General features: G+C 66.5%; 15 protein-coding genes. 6 read left to right on the plus strand and 9 right to left on the minus strand.

Translation table 11 applies throughout. The features are described from left to right. Positions 1-463 precede the first annotated feature (463 nt). Entirely contained in the window at positions 464-1,636 is a 1,173-nt protein-coding gene (locus JYP50_RS11550; RefSeq protein WP_206560671.1) for a TRAP transporter substrate-binding protein, read from the plus strand. On the opposite strand, the gene JYP50_RS11555 is transcribed toward JYP50_RS11550, so the two are convergent. From JYP50_RS11555 to JYP50_RS11565, 3 genes are read right to left on the minus strand one after another with little or no spacing between them, the layout of a single operon-like run. Further along, positions 1,637-2,029: an acyl-CoA thioesterase gene (locus JYP50_RS11555; protein WP_206560672.1), complete on the minus strand. Its 393-nt coding sequence runs from the start codon at positions 2,027-2,029 to the stop codon at positions 1,637-1,639. It lies immediately after the preceding gene. A gap of 45 nt (positions 2,030-2,074) precedes the next feature. After that, positions 2,075-3,439: a TRAP transporter large permease gene (locus tag JYP50_RS11560; RefSeq protein WP_206560673.1), complete on the minus strand. Its 1,365-nt coding sequence runs from the start codon at positions 3,437-3,439 to the stop codon at positions 2,075-2,077. Further along, entirely contained in the window at positions 3,439-3,951 is a 513-nt protein-coding gene (locus tag JYP50_RS11565; RefSeq protein WP_206560674.1) for a TRAP transporter small permease subunit, read from the minus strand. The genes JYP50_RS11560 and JYP50_RS11565 overlap by 1 nt, the downstream gene beginning before the upstream one ends. 147 nt (positions 3,952-4,098) lie before the next feature. On the opposite strand from JYP50_RS11565, the gene yaaA reads away from it, so the two are divergent. From yaaA to JYP50_RS11580, 3 genes are all read left to right on the plus strand, one after another. Then, positions 4,099-4,878, plus strand: a complete 780-nt coding sequence (gene yaaA, locus JYP50_RS11570) for a peroxide stress protein YaaA (protein WP_206560675.1) — start codon at positions 4,099-4,101, stop codon at positions 4,876-4,878. Positions 4,879-5,022: 144 nt separating this feature from the next. Beyond that, a complete protein-coding gene (locus JYP50_RS11575) occupies positions 5,023-6,486 on the plus strand; it encodes a flavin-containing monooxygenase (protein ID WP_206560676.1) in 1,464 nt (487 codons plus the stop codon). A gap of 2 nt (positions 6,487-6,488) precedes the next feature. After that, positions 6,489-7,085, plus strand: coding sequence for a DUF938 domain-containing protein (locus tag JYP50_RS11580; protein ID WP_206560677.1), 597 nt, complete (start codon positions 6,489-6,491; stop codon positions 7,083-7,085). 3 nt (positions 7,086-7,088) lie between these two features. Here the strand turns inward: JYP50_RS11580 and JYP50_RS11585 are convergent, their stop codons facing one another. Genes JYP50_RS11585 through JYP50_RS11595 form a run of 3 tightly spaced genes read right to left on the minus strand, consistent with a single transcriptional unit; the run spans position 7,089 to position 9,790 of the window. Continuing rightward, positions 7,089-8,246 carry a GNAT family N-acetyltransferase gene (locus JYP50_RS11585; RefSeq protein WP_206560678.1) on the minus strand — a complete coding sequence of 386 codons (1,158 nt, stop codon included), beginning with the start codon at positions 8,244-8,246 and terminating at the stop codon, positions 7,089-7,091. A 6-nt stretch (positions 8,247-8,252) separates the two neighbouring features. After that, complete coding sequence (gene ubiA / locus JYP50_RS11590; protein WP_206560679.1) at positions 8,253-9,128, minus strand: 4-hydroxybenzoate octaprenyltransferase; 876 nt, start codon at positions 9,126-9,128, stop codon at positions 8,253-8,255. Positions 9,129-9,160: 32 nt separating this feature from the next. Next, the gene (locus JYP50_RS11595; protein ID WP_206560680.1) at positions 9,161-9,790 is read right to left on the minus strand and encodes a chorismate--pyruvate lyase family protein; all 630 of its coding nucleotides are present in this window, start codon (positions 9,788-9,790) and stop codon (positions 9,161-9,163) included. Between the two features lie 226 nt (positions 9,791-10,016). Between JYP50_RS11595 and JYP50_RS11600 the strand changes: the two genes are divergently transcribed. After that, complete coding sequence (locus JYP50_RS11600; protein WP_206560681.1) at positions 10,017-11,387, plus strand: FAD-dependent oxidoreductase; 1,371 nt, start codon at positions 10,017-10,019, stop codon at positions 11,385-11,387. Between the two features lie 45 nt (positions 11,388-11,432). On the opposite strand, the gene recG is transcribed toward JYP50_RS11600, so the two are convergent. Continuing rightward, positions 11,433-13,499: an ATP-dependent DNA helicase RecG gene (recG, locus tag JYP50_RS11605; protein WP_206560682.1), complete on the minus strand. Its 2,067-nt coding sequence runs from the start codon at positions 13,497-13,499 to the stop codon at positions 11,433-11,435. 139 nt (positions 13,500-13,638) lie between these two features. Between recG and JYP50_RS11610 the strand changes: the two genes are divergently transcribed. Further along, positions 13,639-14,544 carry an epimerase gene (locus tag JYP50_RS11610; RefSeq protein ID WP_206560683.1) on the plus strand — a complete coding sequence of 302 codons (906 nt, stop codon included), beginning with the start codon at positions 13,639-13,641 and terminating at the stop codon, positions 14,542-14,544. Positions 14,545-14,607: 63 nt separating this feature from the next. Here JYP50_RS11610 and JYP50_RS11615 read toward each other — a convergent pair whose 3' ends face one another. Both JYP50_RS11615 and spoT read right to left on the minus strand, forming a co-directional pair. Next, positions 14,608-14,991 carry a Rid family detoxifying hydrolase gene (locus tag JYP50_RS11615; protein ID WP_206560684.1) on the minus strand — a complete coding sequence of 128 codons (384 nt, stop codon included), beginning with the start codon at positions 14,989-14,991 and terminating at the stop codon, positions 14,608-14,610. A 19-nt stretch (positions 14,992-15,010) separates the two neighbouring features. Next, entirely contained in the window at positions 15,011-17,128 is a 2,118-nt protein-coding gene (gene spoT, locus JYP50_RS11620; RefSeq protein WP_206560685.1) for a bifunctional GTP diphosphokinase/guanosine-3',5'-bis pyrophosphate 3'-pyrophosphohydrolase, read from the minus strand. Between the last annotated feature and the right edge of the window lie 24 nt (positions 17,129-17,152).

Genomic DNA, 17,152 nt, shown 5'->3' on the forward strand with positions numbered 1-17,152 from the left:
TTCGACCCTACACGGGACGGAGCAGGGCCGAATTCATTCGACCAACACCGGGCCAGGCCAACCCCCGTAGGGCCGAATTCATTCGACCAACACGGAGTCGGGCCAACCCCCGTAGGGCCGAACTCATTCGACCAACACCGGGCCGGGCCAACCCCCGTAGGGCCGAACTCATTCGACCAACACCGGGCCAGGCCAACCCCCGTAGGGCCGAATTCATTCGACCAACACGGAGTCGGGCCAACCCCCGTAGGGTCGAATTCATTCGACCAACACCGGGCCAGGCCAACCCCCGTAGGGCCGAATTCATTCGACCAACACCGGGCCGGGCCAACCCCTGTAGGGTCGAATTCATTCGACCAATACCAGCCAGGGACAACCCCCCAACAGCGAGACCTGCCCCTCTTTTCGGGTCATTCACTTGACACCATAAACGATAACAACCACCTACCCAGCCGATATCACTATGACCACAGCCACGACCACAACCCGCTACACCCCCGCCATCATTCTCCTGCTGGTCGCCGCCCTGGTGGCAGTGATCGGCCTTTGGGCTACCGAGCGCGGGGGCCTGCCGCGCGATGGTGGTGGCGCTGTCGCGAGTGACTCGGGCCCGCGGCAGGCGGAATATCACTGGAAAATCGTCACCACCTGGCCCAAGAACCTGCCGGGGCTCGGGACCGGACCCGAGAAATTCGCCCGCCATATCACCGAGATGAGCGGCGGCCGGCTGACCGCGCGCGTGTACGGTGCTGGCGAGATCGTGCCCGCCTTCGAGGTGTTCGACGCGGTATCCCAGGGGGTGGCGGACGCCGGCCACGGCGCGTCCTATTACTGGAAGGGCAAGATTCCCTCCTCGGTGTTTTTCACCGCGATCCCCTTTGGCATGAACGCCCAGGAAATGAACGCCTGGTTCCACTACGGCGGTGGCCTGGAGTTGTGGCAGGAAGTCTATGCGGGCTTCAATATCCTACCGCTGTCGGGAGGCAGCACCGGGGTGCAGATGGCCGGTTGGTTCAACCGCGAAATCCGCTCGGTGGAGGACCTGAAGGGCCTGAAAATGCGCATACCGGGGATGGCGGGGGACGTTTTCACCCGCGCGGGCGGCACCTCGGTGCGTATCCCCGGGGGCGAGGTCTATACCTCCCTGCAGACCGGGGTGATCGATGCCGCCGAATGGGTGGGGCCCTACAACGATCTCGCCCTGGGCCTGCACGAGGTGGCGAAGTACTACTATTATCCCGGCTGGCACGAGCCCGGCGCCATGCTGGAGTTCGTGGTCAACAGGGATTCACTACGGGCCCTGCCGGAGGATTTGCAGGCGATCGTAAAGGTGGCGGCCAGGGCCGCCAACCAGGACATGCTCGATGAGTTCACCGCGCGCAACAACACCGCCCTGCGGGAGCTGGTGAATGCGCACGATGTGCAGCTGCGACGCCTGCCCGACGACGTGCTGAAAGCCCTGTACCAGGCCAGCGAGGAGGTGATGCGGGAGCTGGTCGAGAACGACCCGATGGCGGCGAGGGTCAATGCGTCCTATCAGGCTTTCTACGACGACGTGCGGGCCTACCACCACATCTCGGAGCAGGCCTATATCAACGCCCGCGACGTGGTGCTGCCGCCATCGAGCCCCGAATGATCAGGGGTTGATGGAGCGGGTGCGGCCCTTTTCGTCGATGGCGACGAAGACGAACTCGCCCTCGGTCACCTTCAGCGGTTCGCCGTCGTGCTTGGAATTGATCCACACCTCGACCACGATGCGAATCGAGCTGCGGCCGACGTCCAGCACGTCGCAGTAGCAGCTCACCACCGCGCCCACGTGCACCGGGGTCATGAAGGCCATGCCGTTGATCGCCACGGTGGCCACGCGACCACCGGCCACCTCGGTGGCGGTGATCGAGCCCGCGATATCCATCTGTGACAGCAGCCAGCCGCCGAAAATATCGCCGTTGGCATTGGTATCCTTGGGCATGGCGATGGTCTGCAGGGCGAGTTCGCCCTGGGGGATGGGAGCTGAATCGATGTCACTCATGGCGTAGTGGCCCGGTTGTCCTAATGCGTGTTGCGTGATTGTTAGTTATTTCGCCAGCTGCGCGGGCAGCCAGGTGGCCAGCGCCGGCCATACCCACAGGGCGGCCAGTACCAGCAACTGGATGATTATAAAGGGAACGACCCCCCGGTAGATAGCTCCCGTGGCCAGTGAATCCGGCGCCACCCCGCGCAGGTAGAACAGAGCGAAGCCGAAGGGCGGGGTGAGGAAGGAGGTCTGCAGGTTGAGGGCGATCATGATGCCCAGCCAGATGGGGTCCAGGCCCATGGCCAGCAGGATGGGCCCCACGATCGGCACCACCACGAAGGTGATCTCGATAAAGTCCAGGATAAAGCCCAGCAGGAAGATGATCGCCATCACCACCAGGGTCGCGCCCAGCGCGCCCCCCGGCAGCTGGGTGAAAAAGCCGTGGATCAGCTCCTCGCCGCCAAAGCCGCGAAACACCAGCGAGAATACCGCCGCGCCGATCAGGATCATGAACACCATGCAGGTGACCTGCATGGTGTTCAGCGCCACTTCCCGCAGGCGCGCCAGGCTCATCTGCCGTTTGGCGCAGGCCAGCAGCAGGGCCCCCGTGGCGCCCACGCCCGCGGCTTCGGTCGGAGTGGCGGCGCCGGCGAGAATGGAACCCAGCACCACGGTGATCAGGGCCAGCGGCGGCAACAGGCCGCTGAACAGCTGGCGCAGGGGCAGCGGCTCTTCCCGCGCCGGCGGCGCGCTGGCGGGGCGCAGCCAGGCGTGTAACAGCAGGTACAGGATGTACAGCAGCACCAGCAGCAGGCCGGGAATCAGGGCGCCGATGAACAAATCGCCCACCGATACCGTCTTGGGGTTGTAGATGTTCATGCTCAACTGCGCCTGTTGGTAGGCATTGGAGAGCACGTCGCCAAGCAGCACCAGGGCGATGGAGGGCGGGATGATCTGGCCGAGCGTGCCGGTGGCGCAAATGGTGCCGGCGGCCAGCGTCGGGCTGTAGCCGCCGCGCAGCATGCTGGGCAGGGAGAGCAGGCCCATGGTGACCACGGTGGCGCCGACAATTCCGGTGCTGGCCGCGAGCAGCATGCCCACCACGATGACCGAGATGCCCAGGCCGCCCCGGGCACGGCCGAAAACCCGCGCCATGCTGGTGAGCAATTCCTCCGCGACCCGTGATTTTTCCAGGATCACGCCCATGAATATGAACAGTGGCACCGCGATCAGCGTGGTGTTGCCGATGGTGCCGAACAGGCGGCCCGGCAGGGCGGACAGAAAGGCGGGGTCGAACACGCCGCCGATAATGCCCCCCGCGGCAAAGGCCAGCGCGGTGCCCGCCAGGGTGAACGCCACCGGGTAGCCCAGCATCAACGCCAGGCACACCACGGCGAACATCACCAGGGAAATGTAGGCCTCCATCAACGGTCCCCGCGCAGTAGCAGTTCGGTGTTGCGCAGGGTCTCCGCCAGGGCCTGTAAAAACAGGGTGGCGGCCATCAGCGGTAGCAGGCTCTTGAGCAGGAATACCGCGGGAATCCCCCCCGGCTCCGGGGAGCTCTCGCGAATGCTCCAGGACTCGGCGACGTAATTCCAGCTGACACCGCAGAGGAACACGCACAGCGGGAGCAGGAACACGATGCCCCCCAGGCTGTTGATCCAGGCGCGGGTGCGGGGCGTGAATCTGCGGTAGAAAATGTCGACGCGCACATGGCCGTCGTGACGCAGGGTATAGGCCGCGCCGAGGGTGAAAAGCGTGCCGTGCATATAGGTGATGGCTTCCTGGGCGGCAATTGAACCCATGTTCAGGCCGTAGCGCAGCAGCACCACCAGGGTTGTCAGCAATGCCATGGCGACCGCCAGCCAGGCCAGGGCGCGGCCGCTGTAGTCGGTGAAATTGTCGATGGCGCGGATAATCGGGCGCAGTGGGGACATCTGTTATTGGTCTTTTGAAACCGTGGGGCGCAGAGTATCATAGCCGTTGCACGTGCGTGAAAAATCCCTTCGGTGGCCAGTCCGATCGCTCCGCTGGATGCATCGCGCGAATGCCCACCCAGAGCCGCCCACCCCGGACGAGGATTCATGCTCACAGTTATCTCACCGGCCAAGACGCTGGATTTCGACACGCCGCCCCACACCCGCAAAGCCACCCAGCCCCAGTTCCTCGAGCGCGCCGCTACCCTGGTGGATGATGCGCGCGCCCTGTCGCCGGACGATATTCGCGAACTGATGGGGGTGAGTGAAAAAATCGCCGAGCTCAACCACGCCCGGTTCATGAACTGGTCCACGCCCTTTACCAAGGACAACGCCAAGCAGGCGGTATTGGCCTTTCGCGGCGACGTCTATACCGGCCTGGACGCCGACAGCCTGGACAGCGCCCAGCTGGCCTTCGCCCAGAAGCACCTGCGCATTCTCTCCGGGCTTTACGGCCTGCTGCGGCCCCTGGACCTGATGCAACCCTACCGCTTGGAAATGGGATTGAAGTTCGCCAATAGCGGCGGCAGGAATCTCTACGAATTCTGGGGCGAGGATATCACCGCTTTGTTGAATCGCGAGCTGGCCAAGTCGGGTTCGCCGGTGCTGGTCAACCTGGCCTCCAACGAGTATTTCCGCGCGGTGAAGCCCGGCCAGCTGGAGGCCGACATCGTCACCCCGGTGTTCAAGGACCTCAAAAATGACAGGTACAAGGTCATCAGTTTCTTTGCTAAAAAAGCCCGTGGCCAGATGGCCCGCTACATCATCGAGCGGGAACTGGACAATGTGGCCGAGCTGAAGAAATTCCGGGTCGATGGCTACCGCTACAATGCGCAGGAGTCCAGCGCCCGGGAACTGGTGTTTACCCGGGACCAGCCGGCTGGATAGGGGCGCCCGGCTTAGGGGCGCCCGGCTTAGGGGCGCCCGGCTTAGGGGCGCCCGGCACAGGGGCGCCCGGCACAGGGGCGCCCGGTCCACGGTGATAGGCGATTGCGGCCCACGACAACAGACAATAAAAGCTGAGGAGGGATCATGAGCGACAAGCCCTTGAGCGTGGCGATCATCGGGGCGGGCATGTCGGGCCTGTGCATGGGTATCCGGCTGCGCGAGCGCGGCATCGACGACTTTGTGATCCTGGAGAAATCCGCCGGCGTCGGCGGTACCTGGTACGACAATACCTACCCGGGGGCCTGTTGCGACGTGCCCTCGGTGCTCTACAGCTATTCCTTTGAGCCCAATCCCTGGTGGTCGCGGAAATTCTCGCCCCACGACGAGATTCGCGCCTACTTCGAACACTGCGCCGACAAGTACGGCCTGCGCCCGCGCCTGCGCCTGAACACCGCCGTGGCCGAGGCCGCCTTCGACGAGGCGCGCGGGCTGTGGGTGATACAGCTGGAAGGCGGCGGGACCCTGGAGGCCCGGGCCCTGGTCAGCGGGCTGGGCCAGCTCAACCTGCCGCATATCCCGGACTTTCCCGGCCGCGAGACCTTTGGCGGCACTGCCTTTCATTCGGCGCGCTGGAACCACGAGCTCGACCTGCGCGGCAAGCGGGTGGCAATCATCGGCACCGCCGCCAGCGCGCTGCAGTTCATTCCCCCCGTCGCGGAACAGGCCGAACAGCTGTATGTCTACCAGCGCAGTGCCAATTACGTCATCGAGCGCAATGACCGGGCCTACGGCGCGGCCGAACAGCGCCGCTTCGCGCGTTATCCCTGGCTGCAGAAGCTGCACCGGCTGGGCACCTTCCTGCGCGGCGAATCGATATTCCTGGGGGTGCTGCGCGCCCGGGGCTGGCTGCGCAAGTTGTTTGAGCGCGGCTGTCGCAAATATCTCGAGAGCCAAATCAGCGACCCGGACCTGCGCGCCAAACTGACCCCCGATTACCCGGCCGGCTGTAAGCGCCTGCTGGTTTCGGATAACTTTTTCCAGGCCTTTACCCGCGACAACGTCGAACTGGTGACCTCGCCGATCACGGGTATCGATACCGGTGGTGTCCAGTCCGCAGACGGCCGCGAGCGCGAGGTAGACGTCATCATCTACGGCACCGGTTTTCGCACCAGCGACATGCTGTCCGGCGTGACCTTCCGGGGCGTGGGTGGCGCCGATCTGCGCGATGCCTGGCGCGATGGCGCCGAGGCCTACCGTGGCGTTTGCGTATCGGGCTTTCCCAATTTCTTCATGCTCTACGGGCCGAACACCAACCTGGGCAGCAACTCCATCATTTTCATGGTGGAGCGACAGGTCAATTACTGCGTGTCCTGCATTGAGAAACTGCTGAGCCACGACCTGTCCAGCCTGGAGGTCAATCGCCAGGTCATGCGCGACTACAATATCGACATGCAGCAGAAGCTGGCCGGGACGGTGTGGGTGGCCAGCTGCGAAAGCTGGTACAAGAACGCCGCCGGCAAGGTGGTGAACAACTGGCCGCGTTCCACTCTCGCCTATTGGTGGCACATGCGCTCGCCGGACTTCGCCGACTTCGACATGCGGGGGTGAACATGGACACGCTGCCCTTCTCCCAGGCCTGCGAGAACAACAAGGGGCCGATTCTCGAACACCTGCGGCGCCTGTTCGCCCAGGTCACGCAGGTGTTGGAAATCGGCGCGGGCACCGGCCAGCACGCCACCTGGTTTGCCGAACACCTGCCGCACCTGGTGTGGCAAGCCACCGATGTCGCCGACAACCTGCCGCTGCTGGCGCCGCGCTGCGGCGCCTACCGGGGACGCAATCTGTTGCCGCCGGCGGCGCTGGACGTCTGCCGGCACCCCTGGCCACTGGCGGTGCACGACGGCGTGTTCACCGCCAACAGTTTCCACATCATGGCTTTCGGTGCCGTGCAGCAGTTTTTCGCCGAGCTGGGGCGACGCGCGGGGCCGGGAACCGTGCTCTGCGTGTACGGGCCCTTCAACTACGGCGGCCGCTATACCAGCGACAGCAACGCCCGCTTCGACCAGTGGCTCGCGCGGCAGCACCCCGACAGCGCGATTCGCGATTTCGAGGCGGTGGATGCGCTGGCTCAGGGGGCGGGTTTTACGCTGCTGGAGGACAATCCCATGCCGGCCAATAACCGTCTGATTGCCTGGCGGCGGGGCTAAGGCCTATCCGTTTTGCTTGAACGGTAGCAACTCCGCGGCTTGCGCCCGGTATTGCTCAACGTGTGCCGTTTCGCGCTCGGTAAAATCGGCCACCGCCGCGGCTAGTTCTGGCTCGGCGATCCAGTGGTTGGAGTAGGTATAGACCGGGGTGAAACCGCGCTGGATTTTGTGTTCGCCCTGGGCCCCGGGATCGAAGCGCGACAGGCCCTGCTCGATGCAGAACTCGATGCCCTGGTAGTAGCAGGCCTCGAAGTGCAGGCAGTCGAACTCCCGTTCGCAGCCCCAATAGCGGCCGAACAGGGTGTCGTCGGAGCAGAAGTACAGGGCCGCGGCCACCGCCTCTCCCTCGCGTTCGGCCACCGCCATCATCACCTGTTCGCCCAGCGCCGGCGCCACCTCGGTGAAAAACTCGCGGCTGAGATAGCCGCCGTGGCCGCTGCGCTTGGCGTAGGTCAGCTGGTAGAAACGGTGGAATTGCCGCCACAGGGCGGGGGTGATCTGCGCCCCGCGCAGGCGTCGCAGGGCGATGCCCTGTTCCGCCACCCGCGCCCGCTCCCGGCGCAGGTTCTTGCGCTTGCGGCTGCTGAAGGTGGCCAGGAAGTCGTCAAAACTGCCGTAGCCCCGGTTTAGCCAGTGGAACTGTGTTGCCAGGCGCCGGGGCAGGCCCAGCGCGTACAGGTTGTCGGCGGTCTGCTGGTCTGGAAACAGCAGGTGCCACGATGACAGCTGGCGCCGCCGCGCCAGTTGCCGGATGCCCTGTAGCAGCAGCGGCCAGGCCTCGTCGGCCGCGAGGCCTGGCGCGCGGCACAGCCGCGGCCCGGTGGCCGGAGTGAAGGGGATCGCCGACAGCAGTTTGGGGTAGTAGTCGAGCCCCACGCGCTGCCAGGCATCGGCCCAGGCCCAGTCGAAGACATACTCGCCGTAGGAGTGGGACTTCAGGTACATCGGCAGTACCGCGGCGAGGGTCTCGCCATCGCGCAGCAGGGCGTGGCAGGGCTGCCAGCCGGACTCGGCGGTGGTGCAACCGCTGGTTTCCAGGCCGTGCAGGAATTCGTGCCGCAGGAAGGGGTAGTCGGTGCCGGTCACTGCGTGCCAGGCCTGCGGGGCGATCTGGTCCAGGCTGGTGATGAATTCGACACGGTACTGCGCGGTGTCTGTCATCCCGTCTCAGCGACCCGGCGCGTTTTGCAGGAAGTGCAGGGCGATGCCCGCGAACACCACCAGGCCAAACCAGTTGTTGTGCCGGAAGGCGCGGAAACAGGCCTCGCGATCGCGCTCGCGGATCAGCCACTGGTGGTACATGAACAGGCCCGCCGCCGCCAGCAGCGCGGTCCAGTACCAGGGCCCGAGTCCAAAGGCGCGCCCGGCCATCAGCAGGCAGGTGAGGCAGGCGATCTGGAACAGGGCGATCAGCGCGCGGTCGGCGCGGCCGAACAGCACCGCGGTGGACTTGATGCCGATCCTGAGGTCGTCGTCGCGGTCGACCATGGCGTACTGGGTATCGAAAACCACGGTCCACAGGAGGTTGGCGGCGAACAGCCACCACAGCGCCGGCGGCAAGTCGCCGCCCTGAGCGGCGAAAGCCATGGGAATGCCCCAGGAAAAGGCCGCTCCCAGCACGAGTTGCGGCCAGTGGGTATAGCGCTTCATGAAGGGGTAGGTGGCGGTCAGGCCCACCGCGGCGAGCGACAGGGCCACGGTGAAGGGATTGGTGAGCAGGACCAGGCCGAAGGCGGCCAGGCACAGCAGGCCGCACAGGGTCAGCGCCTCGGTCACCGTGACCGCGCCGGTCACCAGCGGCCGCTGCTGGGTGCGCAGCACGCCGCCGTCGAGATTGCGATCCGCCAGGTCGTTGACGATACAGCCCGCCGAGCGCATGAGAAATGTGCCGATCACAAAGATGGCGAGCAGGCCGGGGTCGGGCGGCCCGTCGGCGGCCAGCCACAGGGCCCACAGGGTGGGCCACAGCAAGAGCAGGGTGCCGATGGGTTTGTCGAAACGCATCAGCTGCAGGTAGGCCTGGGGTTTGGCGAGCGCGGTCATGTCATTACTGCTTGCGGGTCCAGCGTCAAAGCTTACTGCTTTGGCCGCAGGATTGCAGCGCTGACCTTGCCCCGCTGGCTGCGGTGCACCGGCAACAGGGCGCGCCAGGGGCGGAAGTGGCGCAGGAACACCTCGCTGACCAGCAGGCGCTTGCCGCCGATGTCGAAACAGGAGCGCCGGCCCCAGGCCGGCTCCGGCTGGTGCAGGAAATCCGGCAGATAGGCGCAGTCGCCGGCCATGCGCGCGACCTCGAAAGGGCTGCGGTGCATGGTCGTAAAACGAAACAGGATCGCGCCCAGCGCCCGGTTGCGCAGCTGGCGCAGGCGGCGCAACTCCCCGGTCAGGCTGGAGGCGGGGAACACGCTGCGGGCGAACACCACGGGGGTGGCGTCGATCATCAGAGTGACCTCCCGCACCAGCGCCCGCTGCCGGGGCGGAATCCCCAGCAGGCGCTGTTCCGAGGGGCGCGGCGTCTGCCAGCACTGGCGCAGGCGATTGACGCTGAAGCGCCCGGTCCCGCTGGCGATCAGGCGCCCGGTCAGGGAGCCGTCATCCAGCAGCCAGGCGCGGGTCGCGGCGGGCAGGTCGGCGTTGACGAAGTGTGGCGCGGGTCGCCAGCGGGGCTCGGTGGCGGCGTGTTGGGGGTGGATTGTCCCGGTCATGGGGCTACTCTGACCTAAAATGCAGGGCGAGCATGCGCCATGGCGCCGCGAGGCGCAAGCCGGCGCAGAAAATGCCCCTCAGGTCGACAAATTCAACTGCCCCGGTTATTGGCGCCCGTTGAAACGCTTGCACATTTTTCATACAGCCCTATAGTGTTGCGTCTCTATTTCACCGCGGATCGCCCCGCCGGCGGTCCCAGAGCAACCGATAACAGCGAGTTTGGGTATGAGTAAGTGGGAATGCATTGTCTGTGGCCTGATCTATGACGAGAAGGAGGGCTGGCCCGACGATGGCATCGCACCCGGTACCAAGTGGGAGGACGTCCCCGAGGACTGGTTGTGCCCCGACTGCGGCGTGGGCAAGGAAGACTTCGAGCTGCTGGAAGAAGAAGTGGTCGAGGATGTGCCCCACCACGAGGAGCCGGTGGCCGACAAGGTACACGCGCCGGTGGTGATCATCGGTACCGGCCTGGCCGGCTATGGCGTGGCCAAGGAGTTCCGCAAGCACGACAGCGATACCCCGCTGATCCTGATCACTTCGGATGACGGCCGCTCTTACTCCAAGCCGATGCTCTCAACCGGCTACACCAAGAACACCACCGCCAATGACCTGGCGCAGTTGGATGCCGGTTCCATGGCCAAGATGCTCAAGGCCAGCGTGTGGACCATGACCCGGGTCGCCGAGATCGACACCGCCAACCAGATGATCAAGGTCGGCGACGCCCAGAGCGCCATCCACTATGGCAAGCTGGTGCTGGCGGTGGGCGCCGAGGTCATCCAGCCACCGATCGGCGGCGACGCGCTGGAGAAAGTCTATTCCGTCAACGACCTGCTGGATTACGACGATTTCCGCTCCGCGGTGGAAAAGAACGGCGTCAAGAAGGTGTGCATCATCGGCGGCGGCCTGATCGGCTGCGAGTTCACCAACGATCTGCTCAACGGCGGTTTCGAGGTCGAGGCCGTCGATCCGCTGGGCCACTGCCTGCCGACCCTGCTGCCCGAACAGGCGGGCAAGGCGGTGCAGGCGGCGCTGGAGTCCAAGGGCGCGACATTCCACTTCGGGCCGCTGGTGACCGAGGTGAATCACGCCGGGGAGGGTGTGCGCGTGACCCTGAACAACGGCGAGACCATCGATGCCGACCTGGTGGTTTCCGCGGTGGGCGTGCGCCCGCGGGTCGCCCTGGCCCAGGCCTCGGGTATCGACACCAACCGCGGCGTGGTTACCAACCGCCTGCTGGAAACCAGCGCCCCGAACGTCTACGCCATGGGCGACTGCGCCGAGGTGGGCGGCCATGTGCTGGTCTACGTGGCGCCGCTGATGGCCGCGGCGCGGGCCCTGGGCAAGACCCTGGCCGGCGAGCCCACCGAGGTGAGCTATCCCGCCATGCCGGTAACCATCAAGACCCCCGCCTGCCCGGTGGTGGTGGCGCCGCCGGCGCCGGGCGCCCAGGGCGAGTGGACTGTGCAGGCCCAGGGCAACGATGTGCAGGCTGAGTTCCGCGACGCCGCGGGCAATCTGCTGGGCTTTGCGTTGACCGGCGAGGCCACCAAGGCCAAGCTGGCGCTGCAGAAGGAATTGCCGGCCATCCTGGCCTGATCGGGGGCTCCCGTCGTTCGCGGGGTGGACCGTGTCCACCCCGCGTCACACGCTGGCGAAGCGCTGTTTCTCCCCGGTCCAGCGCCGCACCAACTGTTCTTCCGCCAGGGGATTTTCGGCAATCAGCTCCCCGGTCTCGCGCGCCTGCTCCAGCAGGTCGTCGTGCAGTGTGAGGTCGGCGATGCGGAAGTTCATATCCCCGGTTTGGCGCGTACCCAACACTTCCCCCGGCCCGCGCAGCGCCAGGTCCTGCTCGGCGATGTAGAAGCCGTCATTGCTTTCGCGCATGGCCGTTAGGCGCCGCTTGCCCTGCTGCGACAGCGGCGACTGGTACAGCAGCACGCAGTGGCTGGCGGCGCTGCCGCGTCCCACGCGCCCGCGCAATTGATGCAGCTGGGCCAGGCCCAGGCGCTCGGGGTTCTCGATCACCATCAGGCTGGCGTTGGGCACGTCAACACCCACCTCGATCACCGTGGTGGCCACCAGCAGTGACAGCTCGCCGGCCTTGAACGCGGCCATCACCGCCTCCTTGTCCCGCGCCGGCAGGCGGCCGTGAATCAGGCCGATGCGCAGCGCGGGCAGGGCTTCCGCCAGCTCCGCCGCGGTGGACTCGGCGGCCTGGGCCTGGAGTACGTCGCTCTCCTCCACCAGGGTGCAGACCCAGTAGGCCTGGCGGCCCTCGGCGCAGGCCGTCGCCACCCGCGCCACCACCTGGTCCCGGCGGGCGGCGTCGATCAATACGGTGGTCACCGCCTGTCGTCCCGGCGGCAGCTCGTCGATCACCGAGCAGTCCAGGTCGGCGTAGGCCACCATTGACAGGGTACGGGGAATGGGGGTGGCGGTCATCACCAGTTGGTGGGGGCGGCCGGAGGCGGCGTCCGCCTTTTCGGTCAGCGCCAGCCGCTGGTGGACGCCGAAGCGGTGCTGTTCATCCACGATAACCAGTCCCAGGCGATGGAAGACGACATCGGCCTGGAACAGGGCGTGGGTGCCGATCAGCAGCCGGGTGTCGCCGCCGGCGAGGGCCGCCAGGGTTTCGCGCCGCGCCTTGCCCTTGCTCCTGCCGGTCAACACCGCCGGGGCGATGCCCAGGGGGGCCAGCCAGGTGGCGAAGTTCTGCCGGTGCTGCTCCGCCAGGATTTCGGTGGGGGCCATCACCGCCACCTGGTAGCCGTTGCTGATTGCCTGCAGCGCGGCGTCCGCCGCCACCAGGGTCTTGCCCGAGCCGACATCGCCCTGCAGCAGGCGCAGCATGGGCGTGCGTTGCGCCAGGTCGGCGGCGATCTCCCCCATGACCCGCTGCTGGGCCGCGGTGGGCTTGAACGGCAGGGCCCGCAGCAGGTCGCGGTGCGCCGCCTGCCGCCGCGGCAGGGCGGGGGCGCTCACGCTTTGTTGCTGGCGACGCAGGCGCAGCAGCGCGAGGTGGTGGGCGGCCAGCTCCTCCAGTGCCAGGCGCAACTGGGCCGGGTGGCGTCCCTCCTGCAGCAGTTGCAGCGGGGCGTCCGGTGGCGGCGTGTGCAGGTAGTGCAGGGCCGCCACCAGGTCGAAGCCCTGGTTGTAGCGCGCCGGCAGCAGGTCGAGCGGGCGCGCGCTAGCCAGCAGGGCCAGCGCCTGGCTGCAGAGCTTGCGCCACTGTGCCTGCCCGATGCCGTCGGTGGTGGGATAGATGGGAGTCAGCCGTTCCTCGACCGCGGACTCTCCCGGCTCGCAGTGGCGGTACTCCGGGTGGTAGATTTCCAGGCCGCCGCGGCCGCGGCGGGGGGCGCCGAAACAGCGCAGCCGGGCGCCGGGTTTGAGGTTGTTCTTCTGCGCGGCGGTAAAGTGGAAGAAGCGCAGGGTCACCGTGCCGCTGCCGTCCTGCAGGCGTGCCACCAGGCTGCGGCGGCGCCCGAACACGATATCCGCGGCGCGGACTTCGCCCTCCACCACCGCCTCGACCTGGGCCTGCAGGGCGGCGATGGGCGTTACCCGTGTGCGGTCCTGGTAGCGCAGCGGCAGGTGGAACAGCAGGTCCTCCACCTGTCCCACGCCGTAGTCGCGGAGTTTTTGCGCCAGCTTGGGCCCCACGCCCCGGAGGCTCTCGAGTGGCCGGTCGGCCAGAACGCCGCTCATCACGCGGGCAGCCCGGTCCCGCCGCGTCGAACGCGGTCCACATGCTGACTGGGTACTGATAAGGTCATAGTATTCGCCGCGGCCCGGGGGCCGCATAGTGCCATGCCATGAGTCTACCTGGAACAGGAGTGTAACGAGAGTGTCTGCCGCTGTTGAACGCCAAAACCGCCCGCGATCCCTGTGTGTTGTCGGCTGCGGGGATCTCGGCCTGCGCCTGGCCGGCCGCCTGCCTGCAGGCTGGCGGGTGGTGGGACTCCGGCGCCATCCGGATGACTTGCCCGCGATGGCGCGGCGCCTGGAGATGAAGGACCTGGAGGTGAAGGGCCTGGAGGTGGATTACACCCGGCCCGGCAGTCTCGCGGTGCTGGAGGAGCTGGCGCCGGACTACCTGGTGGCCACCCTGAAGCCCGCCGGCCGCGACGGCGACGGCTATCGCCGGGGTTTTGTCGACGCCATGCAAGGTTTGCTGGGAGGCCTGGGGGCCCATCGTCCCCGCGCGGTGTTGATGGTCTCGAGCACCCGGGTCTACGCCGAACGCGCGGGCCACTGGGTGGACGAGGGGGGCGCGCTGGCGCGGGAAGCCCCCGCGGCCCGCGCCATTGTCGACGCCGAGCAGGCGCTGCTCGATTCCGGGCACCGCGCCGCCGTGCTGCGTTGCGCCGGCATCTATGGCAGTCCGCGGGGCCGGCTGCTGTCGCGGATCGCGGCGGGCGAGATCTGCGCGCCACGGCCCCTGCATTACAGTAACCGTATTCACCGCGACGATGTGGCGGGATTCATGTGGCACCTGCTTCGGGCCGTGGAGCGCGGGGAGGAGCTGCGGACGGTCTACAACGTGGTGGACGACTGCCCGGCGCCCCAGCACGAGGTGGAGCAGTGGCTGGCCGCCGCGCTGGGCGTGACGGTCCGCGCCGAGCGGCCGCCGCCTTCGGGGCACAAGCGCTGCCGCAATCGCGCCTTGGTGGAGAGCGGGTACCGGCTTATGTATCCGGATTATCGCAGCGGCTACGAGGCGGTCATGGCCGCCCGCGCGGGGGGTGAATAACACTGGCGAGGGTGTTTGTCCTGGCCCCGCGCCCCGCTGCGAGACGGGTCACGGCAGGCCCCCTCAAATCGCGAGGATGGCCTCCACCTCGATCGCCACGCCCTTGGGCAGGCCCGCCACTTGCACGCAGGCGCGGGCGGGGTAGGGCTGCTGCAGGAAGCCGGTCATGACCTCGTTCACGGCGGCGAAGTCGTTCATGTCGGTGAGCGAGATGTTCAGTTTCACCGCCTTGTTGAGGTCGCCGCCGGCGGCCTCGGCGACGGCCGCCAGGTTGCGAAACACCTGCTCGGCCTGGGCCGTGATATCGCCGTCGATCAGCTCCATGGTGTCCGGTACCAGGGGAATCTGGCCCGAGAGCCACACGGTATTGCCCACCTTGACCGCCTGCGAGTAGGGGCCGATGGCCTGCGGGGCCTCCGGTGTGGAGATAATGGCTCGATTGCTCACGGTGTGCTCCTGATAGCGATTAGTTCTTGAGGCGGATAACGCGGCGCACGGAACTCACCGCGCGCAGGCGTTTCATGATGCTGGCCAGGTGTACCCGGCTGTCGACCAGCAACTCCAGGTCGACGTAGGTGAACTGGTAGTCCTTGTCCTCGGTGGAGATGCGCTCGATGTTGACGCCCATGCTGTTGATGCGGGTGGCCAGCACCGCGATCATGCCGCGGCGGTTCTCCACCTCGACCCGCAGGTGGGTCAGGTATTCGCCCTCGACCTTGTCGTCCCAGCGCAGGGCCACCAGGCGCTCGCGGTTCTCGCGCATTTCCGCCAGGTTCTTGCAGGATTCCCGGTGCACCACCACGCCCTTTTCCGAGCTGAGATAGCCCTCGATGGGATCCCCGGGGATAGGGTGGCAGCATTTGGCGTAGCTGACCATGAAGCCCTCGGTGCCGCGGATGGCCACCGGCTGCGAGTACTTGCTGTCGGGGGTCGGCTGCGCCTTGCTGGCCTCTCCCAGCAGCTGCTGGGCGGTGATCGGCGGCAGGCGGTTGCCGCGGGCGATATCGTCCAGCAAGTCATCCAGCGCGTTGTAGTCGTGCCGGGCCAGGTAGTCCCCCACCTGCTCCCCGGGCAACTGCTCCAGGCTGGTGTCGAACAGCACCAGGGCCTTGTCCAGCAGGCGCCGTCCCAGGGCCACGGAGTCGTCCCGGGTCTGGTGCTTGAGGAAGTGGCGAATATTGGTGCGCGCCTTGGCGGTCACCGCGTAGTTGAACCAGCTGGGGTTGGGCCGCGCTCCCGGGGCGGTGAGGATCTCCACCGTCTGCCCGCTCTGCAGGGGTTCCGACAGTGGCGCCAGGCGGCGGTTGATGCGGCAGGCCACGCAGCTGTTGCCGACATCGGTGTGTACCGCGTAGGCGAAGTCCACGGCGGTGGCGCCCCGGGGCAGCTCGAGAATGCCGCCCTTGGGGGTGAACACGTAGATTTCGTCCGGGAACAGGTCGATCTTGACGCTTTCGATGAACTCCAGGGAGTTGCCCGCCCGCTGCTGCATTTCCAGCAGGCCCTTCACCCATTCCCGCGCCCGGGCGTGGCTGGCGTTGGCGCTCTGGCCCTCGCTCTTGTACAGCCAGTGGGCGGCGATGCCGTTGTTGGCCATCTCCTCCATTTCCAGGGTGCGGATCTGGATTTCGATGGGCACGCCGTGCATGCCCATCAGCACCGTGTGCAGGGACTGGTAGCCGTTGGCCTTGGGAATGGCGATGTAGTCCTTGAACTCCCCCGGCACCGGCTTGTACAGGCTGTGCACGCAGCCGAGCACCCGGTAGCAGGTGTCCACCGAGTCGACGATGATGCGGAAGGCGTAGATGTCCATGATCTCCGAGAAGGATTTCTTCTTGGATTTCATTTTCTTGTAGATGGAGTAGAGGTGTTTTTCGCGGCCGATTACCTCGACGTCGTGGCCCTCCTGCTCCAGGGCGGCCTCGATCTGGTGGCGGATCTTGTCCACCAGCTCCGTGCGGTGGCCGCGGGAGGCGCGGCGGGCGGCCTCGATGCGGCTGGCGCGCATCGGGTGCAGGGCGCGAAAGCCCAGGTCCTCGAATTCCATGCGCACGGTGTTCATCCCCAGGCGCATGGCGATGGGGGCGTAGATATCCAGGGTTTCGCGGGCGATGCGCCGGGCCTTGTCGGGCCGCAGCACGCCCAGGGTGCGCATGTTGTGCAGGCGGTCGGCCAGCTTCACCAGGATCACGCGGATGTCCCGGGCCATGGCAAGGGCCATTTTCTGGAAGTTCTCCGCCTGCTTTTCCGCCAGCGAATCGAACTCCATCTGCGTGAGTTTGCTCACCCCGTCCACCAGTTCCGCCACGGTGGCGCCGAACTGATTGCTGATCGCCGACTTGTCGATACCGGTGTCCTCGATCACGTCGTGCAGCATGGCGGCCATCAGGCTCTGGTGGTCCATGTGCATGTCGGCGAGGATGGCGGCGACCGCCAGGGGGTGGGTCACATAGGGCTCGCCGCTGCGGCGCAGCTGGCCGTGATGGGCCTGTTCGGCGAAGTAGTAGGCGCGGCGGACCAGGCGGGTCTGCTCCTGGTCCAGGTAGCTGCGTAGAGTGGAATCGAGGGCATCAATGGTTTGCATAGGGGGAGACGCGTTGGCTACCAG

The sequence above is a fragment of the Parahaliea mediterranea genome (assembly GCF_017255185.1).
Lineage (GTDB): Bacteria > Pseudomonadota > Gammaproteobacteria > Pseudomonadales > Halieaceae > JAFKCZ01.